Below are 19,914 nucleotides of genomic sequence, written 5' to 3'. Positions count from 1 at the left end.
ATGGTCTGATAGGATGACTTTGATGACTGCCAGTCGATAATTACACTATACGCTGAAGAAGCCGCCATACTGGCGGCTTCCTTTGATTTAGGTTGAGTAGCGGGCTCAAACCGTTACAGCAAGCTGTGATACGTATCCGTTTTAGGAAAATGAATCGTGACCTTGGTATACGCTCCCGCCTCCGACTGGATGGATAAATGATGGCCCAGCTTATGCACTAATTGCTTTGCGAGGTAAAGACCCATGCCGGTCGATTTGGCATGGCTTCTTCCGATGGAACCGGTAAATCCTTTTTCAAAAACTCGATGAAGATCCTCCGGCTGAATCCCGATGCCCGAATCTATAATATGCATCCTTTTTTCCTGTCGGTCCTCCTCGGCGATGAATGTGATGGTTCCGCCTTCATTCGTATATTTCAAAGCATTCGCAACGATTTGATCAAGGATGAATCCGAGCCATTTCCGGTCGGTATGAACCGTTTGCCGAATGTCCTCCATATGAAACCGAATCCGCTTGTTGATAAACGTTTTCGCGAATTTTTTCGCGCAGGTTTTAATGATCGCGTCTAATGGTTCTTCCGTGATGAAATAATCTTTGGAGAACGAATCAATTCGAGAATAGTATAATGCCTGCTCCACATAATTTTCAATTTTGTCGAGCTCATCCTCAAGTTTATCGGCAAGGGAATCGGCTGTTTCCCCGGTGCTATTCTCCATTAACAAACGACTTGCCGCTATGGGAAGTTTCACCTCATGTATCCAGGACAAGATAAATTCCTGATGATCGATCTTCTCTTCATTCAGTTTCCGAAGGTCACGTTCATGCTGACGATGCAATTTGGTGAAAAGCTCGAGATACAGCCGTTGTTGCAAGTTTTGTGGTTCAGGGGCAACGACAGGCCAATCTTCTCGGTCCAGATGGATCAGTTGCTGAAGCTTCCGGTAATAGGATCTTCGATAATAATAGCCAATCAGCAAGTAACCTGAGACCAAGGCAAAGCAAACGATATGAATGTACAGCAAGTTGCCAGACACGAGGGCCGGGTTGAAGGATAAAGTCATGATTATTGAAATAAAGCCCATCATACCCGCGTACAACATCAAAAAATAACGTTTGTCCTTTATGTATTGTATGAAACTCATGGGACCATATAACCTTGCCCTTTCTTGGTAACAATCCAGTTTTCCTTGCCGATGCCGGCCAGTTTTTTACGCAAGCGGACGATGTTAACGGTTAACGTGTTTTCGTCCACGAAGCTTTCATCCTGCCAAAGATGACGCATGATTTTCTTGCGGTCAACAACCTTTCCCTTTTGCTGCATGAGGATTTTCAGTATACTGACCTCCGTTTTGGTAAGCTCCGCTTTTTCCCCTTCATACGAGAGAATACCTTTCTCCGGATGGAACATGACCCCCTCATGTTCGAGCACATCCGATTGCATGTCCGAATAGGAATAGGTTCGGCGCAGCAGCGCATTAACTTTAGCGGTCAACACATCCATATGGAACGGCTTCTGAATATAATCGTCCCCGCCCATATTCACTGACATAACAACATCCATGGGCGAATCGCGGGAAGAAAGGAAGATCACCGGTACATTGGAAATTTCTCTTATCTTCTGACACCAGTAAAATCCATCATACGAAGGCAGGTTAATATCCATGATCACAAGATGGGGTTGGTTATGAATAAAGCACTGTACGACAAGGTCAAAGTTTTCGACGATTACCGTTTCCAGGCTCCATTTGGTTAAAGCTAACTGGATCATCCCGCGTATGGTCGGGTCATCCTCTACGATCATGATTTTCATAAACGATCCTCCCGGGCGTTACTAGCGGCAAATTAAACACATTGTATACGATCTTCCCGCGGCAGACAAGCAAGTATCCGGGGCAGCTTCCTTTGTCTAATGTGACAGGAATGTAAGGTAGAGGGGGAAGTTGTAAGCTAAAGTAAAGGTGACCTGTATTAAGATCAGGATAAGGAATACATGATGTCGAAAATGTATTGACCTTGTTTCTATTTGATAACCAGGAAGGATAGATCAACATGAAAATGGTAGTGAACGCTTCTCAGATCAGAAAGGTTTATGGTGTAAAAGGAAATGTATATACCGCCTTGGATGATATCGATTTGACCGTGCAGGAGGGAGAGTTCGTGGGAATCATGGGGCCGTCCGGCGCAGGCAAGTCGACTTTGCTCCATGTGCTTGCGACAATTGATCAGCCTACCTCGGGAGAGGTGATGATTGACGGGGTAGACGTACTGAAGATGGATGAGGAGCAATTATCCGCTTTTCGCCGGGATAAACTGGGATTCATTTTTCAAGATTACAATTTGCTGGACACTTTAACGGTGAAGGAGAACATCTTGCTGCCCTTGGCTCTGGCCAAGATGAATGTCAAAGAACTGGAGCATAGAGTGGAGGAGATCGCGGACAAATTCGGCATCACCCCGATTCTGGAGAAATACCCGTATCAGATTTCAGGAGGGCAAAAACAGCGGACTGCGGCTTCACGCGCCATGATTTCCGGCCCCAGCCTGCTGCTGGCCGATGAGCCGACCGGCGCTCTGGATTCGAAATCGGCGACTGACCTGCTGGAGAGCCTGAAGGACCTGAATGAATATGATCAGGCTACGATTCTGATGGTCACCCATGACACGTTTGCAGCAAGCTATTGCAAGCGCGTGCTGTTTATTAAGGACGGTCGCATTTTCACGGAACTGACGAAAGGCGAAACATCCCGCAAACACTTTTTCAAAAAAATACTGGATGTATTGACCGTACTGGGAGGGAATGCAAGTGACCTTGTTTGACATCGTGAAAAAGAACATGAAAGGGAACTTCAAAAACTACACGATCTACTTCATTTCCATCCTGTTCAGCGTCATTATCTATTATACTTTTCTTTCTTTGCAATACAGCCAAGAAATTACGAGTTCAATCGAATCATCGCAGAGCATGCGATCCGTTTTTATGATAGCATCCATCATTTTGATCGTATTTGTTACTGTCTTTATTATGTATTCCAACCGTTTTTTCTCCAGGCAGCGTAAAAAGGAAGTAGGATTGTACGCGTTACTTGGTCTACCCAAAAAAAAGATCGGAAAAATGCTGTTTTATGAAAACCTGATCATTGGGGTAACGGTTTTAATCATAGGAATCTTGATTGGCACATTGTTGTCCAAGCTGTTCGCTATGATCTTAATCAAGCTGCTGGGGACGCCGGTACAGGTAGGCATGGCTTTCTCTCTTCGAGCTCTGATTCATACGCTCATCGTGTTCATGGTGATTATTTTGGCGACATCGATCCAAGGCTATCGATTGATCTACAGCTTTAAACTCATCGAATTGTTTCGAGCGGAGCAGGAAGGGGAGCAGGAGCCGAAAGCGTCGTTTCTATCGGCAGTGGGTGCAGTTCTCTTTTTGACTGCGGGATATGGATTCGCCTTTCGCGATTTTTCAGTCTCCGAAGAAATTCTTGTCAATCTGAGTGTGATGACTGTCGGAATTATCGCTGGAACGCTTCTGCTCTTCTCCTCGCTGGTCATTGTCTTGCTGAGAACCGCCAAGAAGAGAAAACGAAGTTATTATAAAGGCATGAATTTGGTCATCACCTCTAATTTGGTGTACCGGATTAAAGGGAACGCTCGTTTGTTAAGCGTCATTTCCCTGTTATCCGCTGCGGCGTTGTGTGCCTTCAGTGTCGGTTTAGGCGCATACTATACGTTTGACAAAACATCGAAGCTTACCGCGCCATTTAGCTACATGTATATTGCCCAGGACAACGCCTTTAATCAAAATGTAGACGATATCATACGCCGGGATGAAGCGCATCCGATTATCGCGCAAATGACGATTCCGGTGCTGGAGACAAAAGGGGAGGCTTCCAAACCGGAAATCCTTCCGGAGAGAATGATCGAAGCAGACAAAACCCCGCTCAAAGTGGTCTCGATCGATCAATACAACCAGGTGGCAGCTGCGCTGCGCCTCCCTGTACTTGATCCGATCGAACAGGATGAAGCTATAGCGATCCGGCCCATGTATACGGACTATGAATGGCCCGATTATGAAGGCGAAACGGTTGATATCGAATTGCCGGATCAACGAATAACCCTTGCCTTTGCGGGGATGACCGTAGAAAGAATCATCAATTGGAGTTATCCGGATGTGATGATTGTTGTAAATGACGCCATTTACGACAAAATGGAGGCGCAAGTTTCTCCGACCCGCTATGTCGGGTATGCCGTGCAGGAACAGAAGACGACGAAGCACACGGCTGATGCGCTGGCGTCGCTGAAGACTCCGGAATCGAATTTATCTTCATATTATTCCGAATATCGGCTTGGAATCGAAGAAGCGGCCTTTAATGTGTTTATCTTAGGATTTCTTGGGCTCGTTTTTGTCATGGCAACAGGCAGCATGATCTATTTCAAGCAGCTGACTGAAGCAACAGCAGACAAACCACGGTACGACATTCTAAAAAAAATCGGTGTAAGCGGAAAAGAAGTAAGTATCGCAATCATTAGGCAGAACGCATTTATTTTTGCTTTGCCGCTTATGATCGGGCTTGCACATTACATGGTCATCCTGCAATTGTTGAAAAGATTATTCAGCAATATGGCAGGTGCTAGTCTTATGCTGCCCATCCTGATCTGCGTGGCTGTGTTTTTCCTGATCTACACGGTTTATTATGTGCTCACGGTCAACTCCATCAGCAGGATCGTCAATGGAAAGTCTGCCCCCGTGGCTAGAATTGCGGCTATTGCAATCATGGTCTGTCTATTGGTTCTGATTGGAATCTTCTTCGGCACGGAAACCCCTGCAGCGCAGGATGAGAGGGGCCAGGCAGAGAAAATCCAATTACAGCTGCCAGAACCTACTGGAGAATATTCTGTGGGAACGATGGAAATGCATTTCAAGGATGACAACCGGGTGGACCCATGGAAACAGGACAGAGACAGGGAACTCATGATCAGCATATGGTACCCCGCCACGGGAAAAAGCGAGCAGAAGGCTGTGTACATGCAGCCCGAAGCAGCAAAGTATTACGATGAAAACGCAATCTCCACGATCGGATTGGATCCCGGTCGGGTCGATCTCTCCGGTATCGGCACTCACGCTTGGTTAAATGCACCGCCGGCGAACAACGACGTTGGGTGGCCGCTCCTCATCTACTCACCTGGCGGGTCTGTTCCAAGAAACTTCGGGACGGCTGTAGTCGAAGACTTGGCCAGCAGAGGTTATGTGGTCGTTACAGTCGATCATACGTATGAAACCTCTGCGGTCCAATTTCCCGATGGACGTGTGGCAACGGAGTCATTACCGCCTTTCAGTGCAGAGACGGTTTTGAAGATGCTGGAGGTAAGAGTGGATGATATCCAATATGTATTGGACCAACTCGAACTCATCAAGGAAGGCCGTCAACCAGGCGATCAACCATTGCCCGCTGGACTTCAACAAACATGGGACCTGTCTAAGATCGGAATATTCGGACATTCCGCCGGCGGGGCTACTGCTGCTCAGGTGATGTACGAGGATGATCGCTTTGACGCTGGCATCGACATGGACGGAACGATGGGGCACATGCCCGATAACCCGCTCCCGGTAGCGCAGCACGGATTGGATCGCCCCTTCATGCTCATGAATTCAGGCTACAATAAGGAGGGCGAGGTTGATTCCCATCTTACCGCGATGGACCGTCTATCGTTCTGGCAGCATACGACCGGATGGAAACTCGATCTAAGTATTCCCGAGGGAGCACATTATACGTTTACAGATTATCAGACGCTGCTTCCACAGCTTCAAGATAAGCTGAGCCTTTCGCCGCGAGTAGTCCAGCAATCTATCGGAACTGCCGAACCGAAACAGACAATCGCTGCCCATCGAGATTATGTCGCTGCCTTTTTCGATTTTCATTTAAAGGGTGCTCCACAGCCGCTGCTGGACTCCCCGTTTGAAGACTATCCTATGGTTGATTTTATAAAGTAAAGACATTTCCTTCCTCGGTTTTGTCACAATCTTGATCGCTTATCAATAGAAAAAAACAGTATAATAAAAACAAACAAAAACAAACAAAGACATTCGGATAAGGCGGTGGTAAGCATGAATCAGGAGTTTTTGCATCCGGCAGATCTGCTCCTTCAATTTATCAATCGTATTTATAACCATGGCATGACGACCACATCCGGGGGTAATCTGTCTATCAGGGACGAGAACGGAGATATTTGGATAACACCCGCCGGGGTGGACAAAGGCTCCCTTACACGGGGAGATATGGTATGCGTGAAGGAGGATGGTACGCCCCTCGGAATTCACAAACCATCCAGCGAATTTCCCTTCCACAGGCTTATCTATCAAGCCCGTCCGGATTTGAAAGCGATCATTCATGCCCATCCGCCAGCGTTGGTTTCGTTCAGCATTGTCCGGCGCATTCCCGATACCAGGCTGCTTCCGAACGAACGACAGATTTGCGGCGAGATCGGGATTGCACCTTACGCCCTGCCTGGAAGCGAACAGCTCGGGGAGAACATTGCGGCTGTTTTCAAGAGCGGGATCGACACGGTCATGCTGGAGAACCATGGGGTTGTGGTCGGAGCCGGGGATCTTCCGCAAGCGTTTAACCGGTTTGAAACCCTGGACTTCTGTGCGAGGCTGGAAATCGAGGCGCGGCGAATCGGAAATCCCGTCCTGTTGACTGATGAGGATTACGACATTGTCCGCAACAAAAGCACGCTGCAGCTGGATACGTATATCCGCGACACCTGCACGTCGGAAGAAAAAGAAATTCGCCGGGACATGTGCGCACTCATGCGGCGTGCGTATAAACAAGGTCTGTTTACAAGCACGCAGGGCACTTTTTCCCATCGTTTATTTGGTCATGATTTTGTCATTACACCCTACGGCAAAGACCGTAACCATCTGGAGCCGGGTGATCTCGTCCGTATAGAGAACGGCAAAGCCGAGGCCGGCAAACAGCCAAGCAAATCCGTCTTCCTCCACGAAGCGATCTACAAAATGCAGCCGCATGTCGATTCGGTGATTATCGCGCACCCGCCTAACATCATGGCATTTGCCGTAACGGATGCCGTATTCGATTCAAGAACGATTCCGGAGAGTTATATCTTGCTTCGCGGAATGCCCAAGCTTCCCTTTAATGCGGTTTACAATGAGCCCGAGCGTACCGCTTCGCTGTTTAGACCCGATACGCCGATCGCCATCGTGAACAATAATTGTGTCATCGTTGCGGGACAGAGCCTGCTCAATGCTTTTGATCGATTGGAAGTTGCAGAGTACAGCGCCAAGTCCATTCTGTCGGCCAGAACGCTTGGGAATGTCATACACATCGATGACGATCGGATTCGCGAGCTCGAATCAGCATTTAATCTGGATTAGTAAAAGAATGGAATATCTTCAGCTGTACCAAGGCTGCCGCGTGAATAGTGCGGCAGCCTTTCGTTTGTTCCGGCTTAGACATATCGACATCGGCCTTCACAGTATTTTGGGGAATCCGGCACATTCTCGGAAACGATTCGATATGCGTGTTTTCAAGCTGATATTTACAACAATATTAATTTTGTCTATTATATAAATAGATTAATTATATTTTTGTTTATCAATCGGTTTATATTAATATGTTCAAACCTATATCAAATAGGCAGCTATGAACACAGTTGTGGTTACGATTTAATTCTTAGAAAAGAGGAGACACAATGAATATACCTGCTTCTACAAATCATAAACCTGTGATTATTTCGGACAACTATGGGAAAGTGGATGGGCGATTCGCATATAAGACAGATGTAAGTGCATTATCTTTGGGTTTGAGCGAGCAGAACGAGGATGGTAGGGCGCATATTGCTGCCAAAGTATGGAGAGCTGCTGAGGAACAAGGGGCCGGTCCAATGGATGAGTTACCTCTTCATCGAATTCTGGATTTATCCATCCTCATTTGCAGTGCCCTGACACATTTTAGCGAAGCCTATAGATTTGAAGATTTATATGACCCGCAACATCCTGTGATCGACCGGATCGGATTGCAGGGGAACGCCATGACGGTAGCCGTTTGCACGGATAATGAACAGATTCAGGAGGATATCAAGCTGTTCAACGAGGCATTGAGCGACAACAGCGAGATGATAGGAGAACGTCTTCGCACTTTGACGAGAATGTTAGAAGAATTGGGTTATGTACGATGAGTAAGCTGCCGGATTGGGAGTGATGAACCCATTCCCGCGTTCAGAGTTAACGAGAGTTTGGAGGTGAGCGGTCATGAAAGACCAGAATAATAATGAAACTTACGTGCTGTCTCCTGGGAGAGTATTGACCGAGGAAGAAAAAAGTCTTGTCTGGAAAAAACCATTATCACATAAAGCAAGCGAGGAAGAACGGCGAATCACGAATGAAATCAAGCGTAATTGGCATCGCGGCGAGATGAAAATCGCCACGATTTTATTGGAAGGGGATGCCGGTTCCGGAAAAACGCAGCTTGCCAAGGCGTTGTCCGCAAACCTCAGGTTACCCTATACCAAAGTAACTTGTTTTGCCGATATGGATAAATCGGATATCCTCGGAGCCATTTTACCGGTTATTTCATCTGATCGAATGAAGCAGTTGGAATCAGCGGACCAAGCGGCCTTGAAAGCATTATACGAAAGCGACGGCTTTCGAAGCTCGACGGAGATTTTGATGGAGGCGCTGGAGATTACACAAGAGATGGCTTCCGCAAAGATGAAGCAATTATTGAAGCTGGCCGCGAATATGGCTCAGGATGGAGCTGTAGAATATCGATTTTACGCTTCCGAGATCGTCCGAGCTTTTCAGAAGGGCTATCTGCTGGAAATCCAGGAACCGAACGTGATTCGGGATGCCGGCGTATTAATGGCATTGAATTCCGCATTGGAGCCGGGTGGCAGTCTTAATCTCCCAACGGAGATCGTGCAGCGGCATCCGGATTTCATAGCGGTGATCACGGCAAATCGTAGTTACGCCGGATCCAGGCCGCTTAACGAGGCATTGCGTGACCGAGTGCAGCATACGGAGAAGATGGACCTCCCGACCAAAGAGATTATGATCGAGCGAGCGATGGCCAAAACCGGCTATCAAAATGATGAAATGCTGGATGTGCTGGCAAGGGTCATTATCCTATTGGATAAAACTGCCCGAGCTAATGCCATTAAAGGCGTGGCTGGCATGCGCTCTTATTTCTATTGGGTGGATGCCGTTGCGCAAGGTGCTTGTGCAACGGCATCCCTTTATCATAAGGTGATTTACAAGATAACAACCGATTCGGAAGAGATCACACTGCTGGAAGAAGCGCTGAAAGGCGAAGGTTTGCTGGATATGCTGGAGGAAGTCCCGGTTGAAATGAATAAAAAACGAAGCGCAGAGGCAGTGGAGATCGCGACATGGGAGAGCGATATAGACCTGGATTCCATTCCTGACGGGCAAGCTGAGGAAGAAGGGCTCCAGTTAAAAAAGTCCGCTGAAAGCGAAGACAGCACATCCATCCTCGCGAATGAATCAGCGGATATGGAAAGCACGGATTCGGGGGAGGACGGATCACCGCAATATCACCAAGCCAATCCTGAACCCATGACAGAGGAGGAGATACAGAAGGAGCGGGACTTCCGCAAAAAGCTGAATCAAGTCTCCAGGGCCATCGTGTCCGATTCGATTCATCAGGCTGTAAAGCTGATCGTTCACCGTCCTGATGTTGACCCGATCCAGCAGGAGGAATATCGGAGTCTGCGTAAGGACATTATGCCCATCGTGCGGGAAATCGCCAGACAGACGATGCCGCTGTTGGAGCACGAGATAATCACGGAATATGCCAAGAACCATTACTATGGTTCTAAGTTTCAGGCAGACAGCGTGGCTTACCGTGATTTCAGGTATTTTGCCAAGAAACGTCCTCCGACGGAATTCCCTGGTCTTGTCGTCGGTTTGAGGGTCGATGAATCTGCATCGATGGCTGCTTTCGGGAGACTCGAGGCGGCTAAGCGGGCGGTCATCGCGGTCTATGAATTCTGCCAAATTTGCCATATACCTGTTTTAATTTATGGGGATACTGCGGATGTTTCCCGTTTGGAGCAGATGTCCATCTTCGCTTATGCTGATTACGATCAACCGGATGTCCGCGACCGGTTCAGGCTGATGGGAATTCGGGCAAGAAGCAATAATCGGGATGGTATGGCTTTAAGAATTATGGCGGAACGGTTAGCAAATTCACCGAAACAAACGAAGCTGCTGATAAGCATCAGCGACGGGCAGCCTAAAGCCATGGATGACTATACCGGTAGTTTGGCGATTCAAGACATGCGGCAGACTCTATCCGAATACGAAAGAAAAGGGGTCAAATTTCTGGCGGCAGCCATTGGCCAAGACAAGGATGTCATTAGTCAGATCTATGGTGCCGAGAGGTTTTTGGATATAACCAACCTGAATGAGCTGCCAGCCAAGCTGGTGCGGATCATTTCTCGATACTTGTAACATCATACCGAACAGCTACAGCCTGCGTGTCATAGTGACATGCGGGCTTGTTTGCTACTGATGTCTGTGAATACCTAAACATATCTCCCGGTTCGTTCTTGGTAAACTGGACATGTGCCCCGTTCAAACATTATAGTTAAAAGAATGAAGAGCGCGTCGTTTTGTCGGTTTTTTTCGGTGTCGTGAATCGATGCTCAGCTTTACAACTTGAATATGTATACATAAGTAAGGGAGGACATGTATGGAGCAACCCCGTATTTGGCCGGACCGGTTCAAGCGCTTTTTTCTGAACAATAAATTTGTGCTTCTTTTGCTTGTTCTGTTGCTGGTTGGACTCAATGTGTTGGTTTTAAGCAAAATTTCGTTTGTGCTGCATCCGCTCGCCGTGTTAATCAAGACGATCGTTTTGCCGATCATTTTATCAGGAATACTCTATTATTTGCTGAATCCTCTGGTGGATGTGATGGGGAAATGGAAAATCAAACGAGGATGGTCCATCCTGATCCTCTATCTGGTTATAGCCGGTATTCTAACGATTGTGGTGCTCGCGGTCATTCCGGTGCTGCGCAACCAGATTATGGGGCTGATTGATAACTTTCCGACATATAGCGAAAAGGTTAGACAGCAGTTTGAAGATCTAACGGGCAGCGAGTTGTATAACCAGATTCAAGAAACCATGAACATTAACTCCCAGGAATGGTGGACCACCGTCACGCAGAAGGCAACGGAACTTCTAAACCACACGTGGAGCAGAGTTGGCGGGTTTCTGGGTGCATTCACAGAGGTTGTGTTGTCGATCGTGACGGTACCTTTTGTACTGTTTTATATGCTGAAAGACGGCAAGAAGCTCCCTCTGAAAATATTGTCTTTCCTGCCGACGAAGAGTCGTTCCGGAATTTTGCATGTGCTTCAGGATATCAATCATCAGATCAGCTCGTTTATCCGCGGGCAGATTATTGTGAGCTTCTGTATTGGTATTCTGCTGTATATCGGTTACATGATCATCGGTTTGGATTACGCGTTGATTCTGGCGATTATTGCATCATTCACCAGCGTGGTGCCTTATCTGGGACCCGCCATTGCGATTACGCCTGCGCTCATTGTGGCTCTGGTTACTTCTCCGGTGATGCTGCTGAAGATGGTGGCGGTATGGACGATCGTGCAATTAATCGAAGGGAAGTTCATCTCACCGCAAATCATGGGTAAAACGCTCAAGATTCACCCCATTACCATTATCTTTGTTATACTCACGGCCGGCAATCTGTTCGGTGTGGTTGGCATTTTGTTAGCCGTTCCCGGCTATGCGGTCCTTAAGGTTTGTGTATCGCATATCTTCGAATGGTTCAAGGACACGTCGGGATTATATGATCCTCGGAATAGCAACACGCCGAAATAGTCTTTTGGCTTGTGTCAGTCCATATGATTTGCTCTTAAAGTCGCCATGTTGGCGGCTTTTTTTAACCATATTCTTCAATGAATCAGAAGGTAAGTTTAGCCATGCTCATCCATGAAGCGTGGATTCATTGCAAAAACAAATCCGATTTACTATAATGGATATCATAGGTCTATATAATTCGAATTTAAGGGAGGTAACCGCTATACAGTTTTCCAAAAGCGTTGATTACGCTCTGCACGCATTAATCCACTTGGCTCATTCGGAGCGTGATCAGAACATCGGAATCAAGGAGTTATCGGCGACGCTGGGCGTCTCGGAAAGCTACTTATCCAAAATCATGTCCAAGCTGAGGCAGGATGGTATCGTGCGGGCTGTACCGGGAGTGAACGGAGGCTACGAGCTGGCCAAGCAGGCCGATCAGATTACATTCCTTGAAGTGATACAGGTCATTGAAGGAAGACAGCAGTTGTTTGAATGCTCCAATCTCAATTCGCGGCAGCATCGCCTGCTAGCCGAAGAGAAGGCTGCCAAGATGCACGAGGATAATCCCCGGGAGTGCGTATGTCTGGTCAAACAGGTGATGGACGGCGCCGAACGGCAATTGTACCAATACTTGGAGGAGCAAACGATCCAGTCGGTATTGGATGCGGCATCGAAGCGTGGCAGCTGTGCGGAAAACAAGAAGTGATGAACTTCTTGTTTTTTAATATGATTAAGCCGAAAGTTTGGGAGGGATCGTAATCGATAAACTCTTAGAGAAATTAAACGGGTTTAGAGAAAGAGAACATTGGCTTTTACTTCGTCACCTGCTGAATACTGCAATATACGATTCGACGAATGGTGAGCATGAAGACAGAGTGTTCGGTCAGAGACTGTATAACCTGATGGAAATACACATAGATGCCGTTAACAACCAGCGACTGCAAGAAGAGAAACGTCAAACTCATGTCCATGTTGTGTTCAGTCTCTCTGAAGCCGGTTCATTAAAAGTTGCGCTTAGTAAAGTTGGTAAACGGGAGGAATCTCGGGTAGTCGCGTTTAATGATTGGTTTTCAGTCGGTCCGATCACGGAATTGAGCACAAATGAAGGGCAGCTCCGAAGGCGAATGTGGTTGATGGAACATGACAGGGATTCATATTATTTAGACATTATAAACCAGGAACACCAAATTGAGCGTATGATAGATACACTAAAGAATATACCGGAGAACAAAACCGTTGTGATATGGTGCGGAGATAACGCCCATGATCAGACGGGACTTCGTTTTGCAATGTATCTGCTGAGGGAGCGGAAGAGTCCAGTCCATGTGGTCAATGTGACACAAATACTCACAGAAACGGGGCAGGGTAATCCTCCAATAGCGCAGGCATTGGTCGAACGAGACAAATACATCGATATTGTTAGAAATTATGGTGAGGGGATCCTTCTGAATTCTGATCTAAGGAAGCGATATGAATCAGAATGGATGGAGTTGGCAGGACAGGATGATGTGCTTCGACTCTGGGAAGAGGGAAAAGTGATAGGCTGCCAAGAGGATAAACTGGACGAGGTTATTGTTAAATCGGTCATGGAGTTGCTAGATAAACACCATCCAGGTGCTTTGGTTAACGCTGGAGAAGTCGTGACAAAATTAATGGAAATTTCACAGCAACGTATAAGTTATCCCTTCATTATGTACAGAATCTGGTGTTTAGTCAGTGATCGTATCCTGACGTTCAAGGGTCAACCGGGCTTTCCTCATCAATTCTTGCTAGGATTATCGCGTGTTTAAGAAGTCGCCACTGGCGGCTTTTTGTTGTGACTTTGACTGTTCTTAACCCATTTAAGAAAAGCAACTCGGATTTCATGCAATTTAATATTGACCGAATGTTCAGTCTTAAATTATATTAGAATCATAATCTGGATGAATCATCCATTGGAGAGAGGAGTTTTCAAATGGATTTAGCTTATCAAACTCAAGGCAGTGGGACACCTGTTGTGTTGGTACACAGTCCAGGTGTGGATTCAAGAGAATGGAACTATATTGCCCCGCATTTAGCGCGGAGCCATCAAGTCATCACGTATGATGGTCGGGGAACGGGAAGATCCCCAGCGCCGCAAAAACCAACCAGCTTGGTTGAAGACCTTCGGGCATTGCTCGATCATCTGCAAATTAACAGCGCTTCGCTTGTCGGTCATTCCATGGGAGGGCAGGCCGTTACGGATTTTGCCTTGACTTACCCTTCCAGGGTTGACCATTTAGTATTAATCGCACCATCGCTAACCGGATTCGATCACGCCCAGCCATTCATCGATTGGATGGCCCAAGTAAATGCATGCGCACCCGATGTTGACCGTCTGGTCGAACAATCGTTGAGCGGGCCTAATTATCGTGTGACGATGTCCAGCTCTGAACGGGACTTTTTGCGCGAGATGCACACGTTGTATATGACCAGAGTGTTTAGTGAGTGGAAGAGCTTCGAGGTGATATGGCCCATGCCGCCAGCGATCGAGCGGTTGGAGGAGCTTGCTGCAGGGACGCTGTTTATTCAGGGAACGGTTGAATGGGAGGATATGCAACGAATTGCGGAACAGTTCAAGCGTGTTCAAGACATCCGTTTCGAGGTAATCGAGGGGGCTGACCATATGGCTACCCTGACGCATGCAGACGAACTTGCTGGTTTGATTGCTGCTTTTTTAGCGAGAGGATAATGGAACAATCGCGGCATGAATTACAAGGGAATCAATAAATTTTTTGCTTGATAGAGAGGCAATGTATACACGCAAAAAGCCGCAAAATTGCGGCTTTTTAATGATTTTATACAGTTAGAGTAGATGAAACGACATAAATTCATTGCGACTTGTTTAATAACGGTATGTGGGAGCGACACGGTTCCAAACTCCCCGATCGCCTCGATTCCTCACTTTTTGTCTTTGTTCCCCGGTGCAGACGGTTGCTCTTTTTTAGGCGTTTCCTTGCTCGTCTCAAAGTTAATCGGCGGTAAGCCGTTTGCTTGCCACACCGTTCCTCTACGCTCGTACTCGAATAACTTCTCTATGGCATTCGCAATCTGTGGTCCGACTTCACGCTCAACCAAATACAATGCCACATCAAGTCCGGAAGTAACACCTCCGCCAGTTACCAAGCGAGGGCCATCTTCCACGATTCTTGCATCGACCGGAATTGCACCGAGAGCCCCTAATGCACCCATGCCAATCTGATTGGTGACAGCATATCTGTCTTTCAACAATCCATCCATAGCCAGCAGCAATGAACCTCCACACACGGTAGCCACCGTAACGTCCTTATTATTCATAGCTTGTTTCATCATCGTTGTTAACCCCGTATCCTTAGCCTGCCTCAATAAGTTGGGAATAGCATCTGCGGTATTCCCCGCTGGCTTCCCCGAAGCGCCAGGAACTACAATAACCCCGGAACGATTAGGGTCTAACACATCTTGCGCTTCGAGGGCAGGTCCATTCAGCCCGCTCGGTACCGAACGCTTACCTTCTGCAGATACTAATTCTACAGTGACTTTTCCACCAGTGTACATTCCGGCAGCAGCAAATACTTCATATGGCGCTAATGCGTCCAGCAGATCAAACCCATCGAATAATACGATTTGTACATGCACGCTTTTACCCTTGGATGGATCTGGGTTCTTGTTTCTTTCTGCGCTTGCTGCGGGGGCTAATAGACATAGAACGAGCGTTAACGACGTGAGTAAACTAAGTATTTTTTTCATCCTGATACCAATTCCTTTCGATTTGTTCTGATGATGATTTCAGGAATAACTAGCAGCAGCGCAATCGAGCCGTAAACGCCGATGGTGTAGCTAGTAGGGTAAACGTACCCGAATCCCTGATGAAAAAGGGAAGTAATGAGATGGATCAACATGTTTGTGAAGCAAAAGGCATAACTACGAATCATCCAGTTGCGATGTCGAACGATCCTTTTCCTCTTGATTTGCACGAGCGCCGTAATGGTGATAACCAGCCAGATCATATTCAGCAGATTGAATCCCATACTGCTTATTTTGCCGCCTGTCGCGTAGGGGGCCATATATCCGGAAGTTAGCACAACCAGCAGTACGGATACGATATATACATAGCCGTTTATGCGATGCAGCCTGCGGCTTCGTTCAAATATTCGATTCGAAAAGTTAATCAGTCCCGATGCCATGGCCACACATGCGAATGCAACATGAACGTACATGACATTAAGCCAGACCGGGAGATTGAGTTCGCGCTTCAGCCCGGACTTATGGATTAAAAATCCCGAAGCATCTGGATCGATCCAATAGTTTTTCACCAAGGCGTGTAGTATAAATAGAATGCTGACACAGGCCAGCAATAGATATAACGATTTTCGTTTTTTCATCCGTTCGCAACTCCCGAAGCTCCATATTTGATACACACCATTTCAGAATACGGAAAAACACGATCGACATACATACCTGGAAGCCAGAGCGCGTGTATGCCGCGGATTTTCTTTCTTACGATTAGGTAACCCGATTTCCTGTTAACTTGGATGCAGGCAGTAAGCCAGCTTTGGCTATACCAACCATGTGATCTCCATCGGCGACAACTTCAAACTTGAGATTCAAGCGCATGGGTTTCGTGATTCGTAGTGACCAGGCCAGCTTGTTATCCTGAAGTACAGGGTTCATAAACTCAATGGTTTCATCCCCCTGCGTTGCCGTGCCATGGATCAAATCGTCCCTTGTCAATATAGAGAGCTTGACCTCCATCTTCCCGACGGGCGTAGCGATAGTGGTCTCCCAATCCCCGTCGAAGACCGATGCCTGTATGATTTTGTTATGCTGGGAGCTGGGCGTGGGTATCATTGCTGTTTTGTTCAACGCGGCATTTGGTTCGTCGCTCGTCACTGATTTATTAACGTTAGGCTTTATCCCTGTATCCTTCCAAACCGTGCCTCTTCGTTCATATTCGAATAATTGCTCAACCGCGTGAGCGATACGAGGCCCAAGTTCACGTTCCACCAGATATAGCGCTACATCGAGTCCTGAAGTTACACCGCCACCGGTAACCAGATTGCCGTCGTCCACAACGCGAGCCGAGATGGGAACTGCTCCGGTTGCACCAAGTAAGTCCATGCCCAGATGGTTCGTTACCGCCGGCCGGCCTTCTAAGAGGCCTCCCATTGCAAGAATCAGGGAACCGCCACAGACCGTAGCGACTGTAATGTCTTTTTGCTGGAGAGCCTGCTTGATCATGCCAGTCAATTCGGTATTCATGGCCCGGCCCAGAATAGCCGGAACCGAATCGGGCCCATCTCCCTCGACGTCGCCGGACGCGCCAGGTACGAGAATGATGCCCGCTCGTTCAGGGTCCAGTCTGCCACTCGCTTCAATCCTCAACCCGTTGATGCCGCTGGGCACGGATCTTGGTCCCTCGGCGGTGACCAATTCTACGTTTAAGGCATTTTCAGCATTCATGGCTGCAGCACAGAATACCTCGTAAGGCGCTATCGCATCCAGAAGGTCGAAGCCGTCAAACAACACAATTTGAACGTTAAGCATCCATAAATCCTCCAAGTCTCTATTTAGTCAAAAGATCTTTCAGCTTGCGATACTCCGTCTCATCAATTTCACCATTGGCCATTCGGTTCTTCAGAATCATAGCGATGTCATTCTTTTGATGACCGTTTTTGTAACGATAACGAATCGCGTATACTCGAACCGCCAGGAAAGAAAACAGCGTGAGACAAAACAAAGCGCCGAAAGGAAAGAACGAGAAGGCGTTATTTTCCAAACCCATATGTATACCTCCTTTATCAAGGTGTGCGGGACGATCACCCGAAGTTGGGGCTGGTCGTGTGCGCAAATAGAAGCATACCAAACGAATATCTCAAACAAAGATGAAAAAAGGTCACAAAAGTATAAACAAATCATCACAATACATCCGCTCGCATTAGTTCTTATTAAAAAAAATGATAAACTAGGAAAGCAAAGGTGGGATAAACATGAGCGAATCAAAGACGATTCTGGTTGTAGACGACGACCAGGATATTGTTGAGCTATTAAGGGATTTTCTAGAGAATGACCACTTTCAAGTGAAAACCGCTTGCGACACCGCTCAAGCGTGGGACATATTTAAGGAAAGCTCTGTTGATTGTATTGTTCTTGACATTATGATGCCGGGACAAAATGGATTTGAGTTTTGCCGCCGGATTCGGGCGGAGAGCAATGTACCAATCCTGTTTTTGAGTGCTCGCAGCGATGATGTGGATAAGATTCGAGGCCTTACTCTCGGAGGCGATGATTACATCGTCAAAACCGCTTCGCCGGGTGAGATCGTTGCCAGAGTAAAAGCCGTATTGCGGCGTTCCGCTTCCCCACAACAATTGGATAACAGGGTCTTGGATTACGGCCGCATCAAGTTAAACCTGTCCACTAGAGAAGTACTAGTGGATGGAAACAACATCGTGCTCACACCCAGGGAATATGAGCTGCTGCGGTTATTTGCGGAACATCCGAGACATGTTTTCTCCTATGAACAATTACTTGCAAAGTTTTGGGATGGGGTGGGCGACAGGCATACAATTCGGGTCCATCTTAGTCGGCTTCGCGAGAAAATCGAAGCTGATCCGAATAAACCGATATTCCTGGTCAACGTATGGGGAGTAGGGTATCGCTTTGAGGGAGGGTAATATGAGGTCACTCCGCATTCGTACGTTTACTATGCTTTGCTTCTTCTTTATCCTCTTATTGCCGTGGATCTTCTTTGTTACTGCGCACTTTATGGAAACCAAGACACTCAGCTTCGAACAAGGTCGGCTGCAAAACGAGACCCTGCAACGAAATATATCGGAAATGACGCAGCGAATTGAATCGGACACAGACCAATGGACAGATCCAGTCTGGCAAAACCAATTGTATTCCGCGCTTCGTGAAGCGAAGATGGATGTGCTCATTCAATCCGCAGAAGATCGGGAAATTTATCGTTCCAACCCTGACCGACGAGGCACTAATTTATCAACCGAGCGGTTCTCCGTCATCGAGGACGGCCAGCTGCTGGGAAGGGTTATTCTGTACTTACCTAAGTCTAATCAATTTCAAGTGATGTCGGCTTTTGTCGGGCTGCTGCTTGCGATCTTTGTTGTCGGCATGGAAATGAGGCGATTCGTTCTCAAACCACTCGAGAAGATGGGAAATGCAGCAAGACAAATTGCAACAGGGGATTGGGATGTTCGGTTACCCATGTCCAGGGTCACCGAAATCGCTGAAGTCCGCGATGGATTCGATGTTATGGTCAAGGGACTTGAGCAGTCCTATCGAAAACAGGCTGAACTGGAAGAGGAACGCCGATTCGTCATTGCGGCTGTTGCGCATGATTTACGGACACCGTTGTTCGCTTTGCGAGGCTACTTGGATGGTCTGGAGCAAGGGATCGCTCAATCTCCGGAGAAAATAGTCCAATATGTTGCAGTCTGCAAGGACAAATCGGCCCAATTGGATCGTTTGGTAGAGGATCTTTTCACTTTTACAAAAATGGAGTATGTGGAGTCGCAACTGAATAATAAAACGGTGGATTTTAACCAGGTCGTCCGGAATTCGATGGATAGTCTAAGTCCGCTGGCTCGGCAAAAAGGAGTTTCCATCTCGTTCCATGTAACGGATCGGTGCATCATCCATGGAGATATGCATTTATTAGAGCGAGCCATGAACAATCTTCTGGATAATGCCGTAAGACACACAGCTGCGGGTGGTGAAATCGAAGTCCAGTGTAATAAAGTCGGTGATAAGGTTAAGTTTACGATACGCGATACCGGGCCGGGCTTCTCTGGGGAAGAGCTTGAGCGTGTATTTGAACCTCTATATCGCGGGGAAGCATCCAGAAGTCGTTCAACCGGTGGCAGCGGATTAGGCTTAACCATTTCACAAAGAATTGTTAGGCAGCACGGAGGCGAACTTGCCGCAAGCAACCATCCGGAAGGTGGAGCACTGCTTGAAGGATGGCTACCTGCAGCAGCTTCAGGACAGTTGGAATCGGATTGAAAAAGCCGCGAAAATGCGGTTTTTT

The 19,914-nt window shown here is 47.3% G+C and carries 17 protein-coding genes; 11 read left to right on the top strand and 6 right to left on the bottom strand.

The features are described from left to right. Nucleotides 1–113 precede the first annotated feature (113 nt). Both M4D81_RS15770 and M4D81_RS15765 read right to left on the bottom strand, forming a co-directional pair. Nucleotides 114–1,142, bottom strand: coding sequence for a sensor histidine kinase (locus M4D81_RS15770; protein WP_260067221.1), 1,029 nt, complete (start codon nt 1,140–1,142; stop codon nt 114–116). Then, nucleotides 1,139–1,810, bottom strand: coding sequence for a response regulator transcription factor (locus M4D81_RS15765; protein WP_260067220.1), 672 nt, complete (start codon nt 1,808–1,810; stop codon nt 1,139–1,141). Before M4D81_RS15765 ends, M4D81_RS15770 begins: the two co-directional genes overlap by 4 nt. Nucleotides 1,811–2,049: 239 nt before the next feature. On the opposite strand from M4D81_RS15765, the gene M4D81_RS15760 reads away from it, so the two are divergent. The 9 genes from M4D81_RS15760 to M4D81_RS15720 all read left to right on the top strand — a co-directional run bounded on the left by M4D81_RS15760 (nt 2,050) and on the right by M4D81_RS15720 (nt 14,580). Further along, the gene (locus tag M4D81_RS15760) at nt 2,050–2,817 is read left to right on the top strand and encodes an ABC transporter ATP-binding protein (protein WP_260067219.1); all 768 of its coding nucleotides are present in this window, start codon (nt 2,050–2,052) and stop codon (nt 2,815–2,817) included. Continuing rightward, nucleotides 2,804–5,992 (top strand): FtsX-like permease family protein, encoded by a 3,189-nt coding sequence (locus M4D81_RS15755; RefSeq protein ID WP_260067218.1) that lies wholly within the window; start codon nt 2,804–2,806, stop codon nt 5,990–5,992. Before M4D81_RS15760 ends, M4D81_RS15755 begins: the two co-directional genes overlap by 14 nt. Nucleotides 5,993–6,106: 114 nt before the next feature. Continuing rightward, entirely contained in the window at nt 6,107–7,396 is a 1,290-nt protein-coding gene (locus M4D81_RS15750) for a class II aldolase/adducin family protein (protein ID WP_260067217.1), read from the top strand. Between the two features lie 317 nt (nt 7,397–7,713). Further along, nucleotides 7,714–8,199, top strand: coding sequence for a DUF6530 family protein (locus tag M4D81_RS15745; protein WP_260067216.1), 486 nt, complete (start codon nt 7,714–7,716; stop codon nt 8,197–8,199). A 73-nt stretch (nt 8,200–8,272) separates the two neighbouring features. After that, nucleotides 8,273–10,492 (top strand): AAA family ATPase, encoded by a 2,220-nt coding sequence (locus tag M4D81_RS15740; RefSeq protein ID WP_260067215.1) that lies wholly within the window; start codon nt 8,273–8,275, stop codon nt 10,490–10,492. Nucleotides 10,493–10,733: 241 nt separating this feature from the next. After that, complete coding sequence (locus tag M4D81_RS15735) at nt 10,734–11,888, top strand: AI-2E family transporter (protein WP_260067214.1); 1,155 nt, start codon at nt 10,734–10,736, stop codon at nt 11,886–11,888. A 202-nt stretch (nt 11,889–12,090) separates the two neighbouring features. After that, a complete protein-coding gene (locus tag M4D81_RS15730) occupies nt 12,091–12,576 on the top strand; it encodes an RrF2 family transcriptional regulator (protein ID WP_260067413.1) in 486 nt (161 codons plus the stop codon). A gap of 37 nt (nt 12,577–12,613) precedes the next feature. Then, nucleotides 12,614–13,660, top strand: a complete 1,047-nt coding sequence (locus tag M4D81_RS15725; RefSeq protein WP_260067213.1) for a DUF1835 domain-containing protein — start codon at nt 12,614–12,616, stop codon at nt 13,658–13,660. A gap of 164 nt (nt 13,661–13,824) precedes the next feature. Beyond that, the gene (locus M4D81_RS15720; RefSeq protein WP_260067212.1) at nt 13,825–14,580 is read left to right on the top strand and encodes an alpha/beta fold hydrolase; all 756 of its coding nucleotides are present in this window, start codon (nt 13,825–13,827) and stop codon (nt 14,578–14,580) included. Nucleotides 14,581–14,789: 209 nt separating this feature from the next. Here the strand turns inward: M4D81_RS15720 and M4D81_RS15715 are convergent, their stop codons facing one another. From M4D81_RS15715 to M4D81_RS15700, 4 genes are all read right to left on the bottom strand, one after another. After that, nucleotides 14,790–15,614, bottom strand: a complete 825-nt coding sequence (locus M4D81_RS15715; protein WP_260067211.1) for a DJ-1/PfpI family protein — start codon at nt 15,612–15,614, stop codon at nt 14,790–14,792. Next, on the bottom strand, nt 15,611–16,249 hold the full coding sequence (locus M4D81_RS15710) for a DUF2306 domain-containing protein (protein WP_260067210.1): 639 nt from the start codon (nt 16,247–16,249) through the stop codon (nt 15,611–15,613). The genes M4D81_RS15715 and M4D81_RS15710 overlap by 4 nt, the downstream gene beginning before the upstream one ends. A 121-nt stretch (nt 16,250–16,370) precedes the next feature. Further along, nucleotides 16,371–17,411 carry a DJ-1/PfpI family protein gene (locus M4D81_RS15705; RefSeq protein WP_260067209.1) on the bottom strand — a complete coding sequence of 347 codons (1,041 nt, stop codon included), beginning with the start codon at nt 17,409–17,411 and terminating at the stop codon, nt 16,371–16,373. 19 nt (nt 17,412–17,430) lie between these two features. Then, a complete protein-coding gene (locus M4D81_RS15700; RefSeq protein WP_071221668.1) occupies nt 17,431–17,649 on the bottom strand; it encodes an SHOCT domain-containing protein in 219 nt (72 codons plus the stop codon). 205 nt (nt 17,650–17,854) lie between these two features. Here M4D81_RS15700 and M4D81_RS15695 point away from each other — a divergent pair, with 205 nt between their 5' ends. Both M4D81_RS15695 and M4D81_RS15690 read left to right on the top strand, forming a co-directional pair. Further along, complete coding sequence (locus M4D81_RS15695) at nt 17,855–18,541, top strand: response regulator transcription factor (RefSeq protein ID WP_260067208.1); 687 nt, start codon at nt 17,855–17,857, stop codon at nt 18,539–18,541. A 1-nt stretch (nt 18,542) separates the two neighbouring features. After that, nucleotides 18,543–19,889, top strand: a complete 1,347-nt coding sequence (locus tag M4D81_RS15690) for a sensor histidine kinase (RefSeq protein ID WP_260067207.1) — start codon at nt 18,543–18,545, stop codon at nt 19,887–19,889. Nucleotides 19,890–19,914: the final 25 nt, after the last annotated feature.

The sequence above is a fragment of the Paenibacillus sp. p3-SID867 genome (assembly GCF_025142895.1).
GTDB lineage: Bacteria > Bacillota > Bacilli > Paenibacillales > Paenibacillaceae > Paenibacillus_AQ.
Note: the sequence above shows the minus strand (reverse complement) of the source record. Positions and strands in the feature narration are given on the sequence as shown.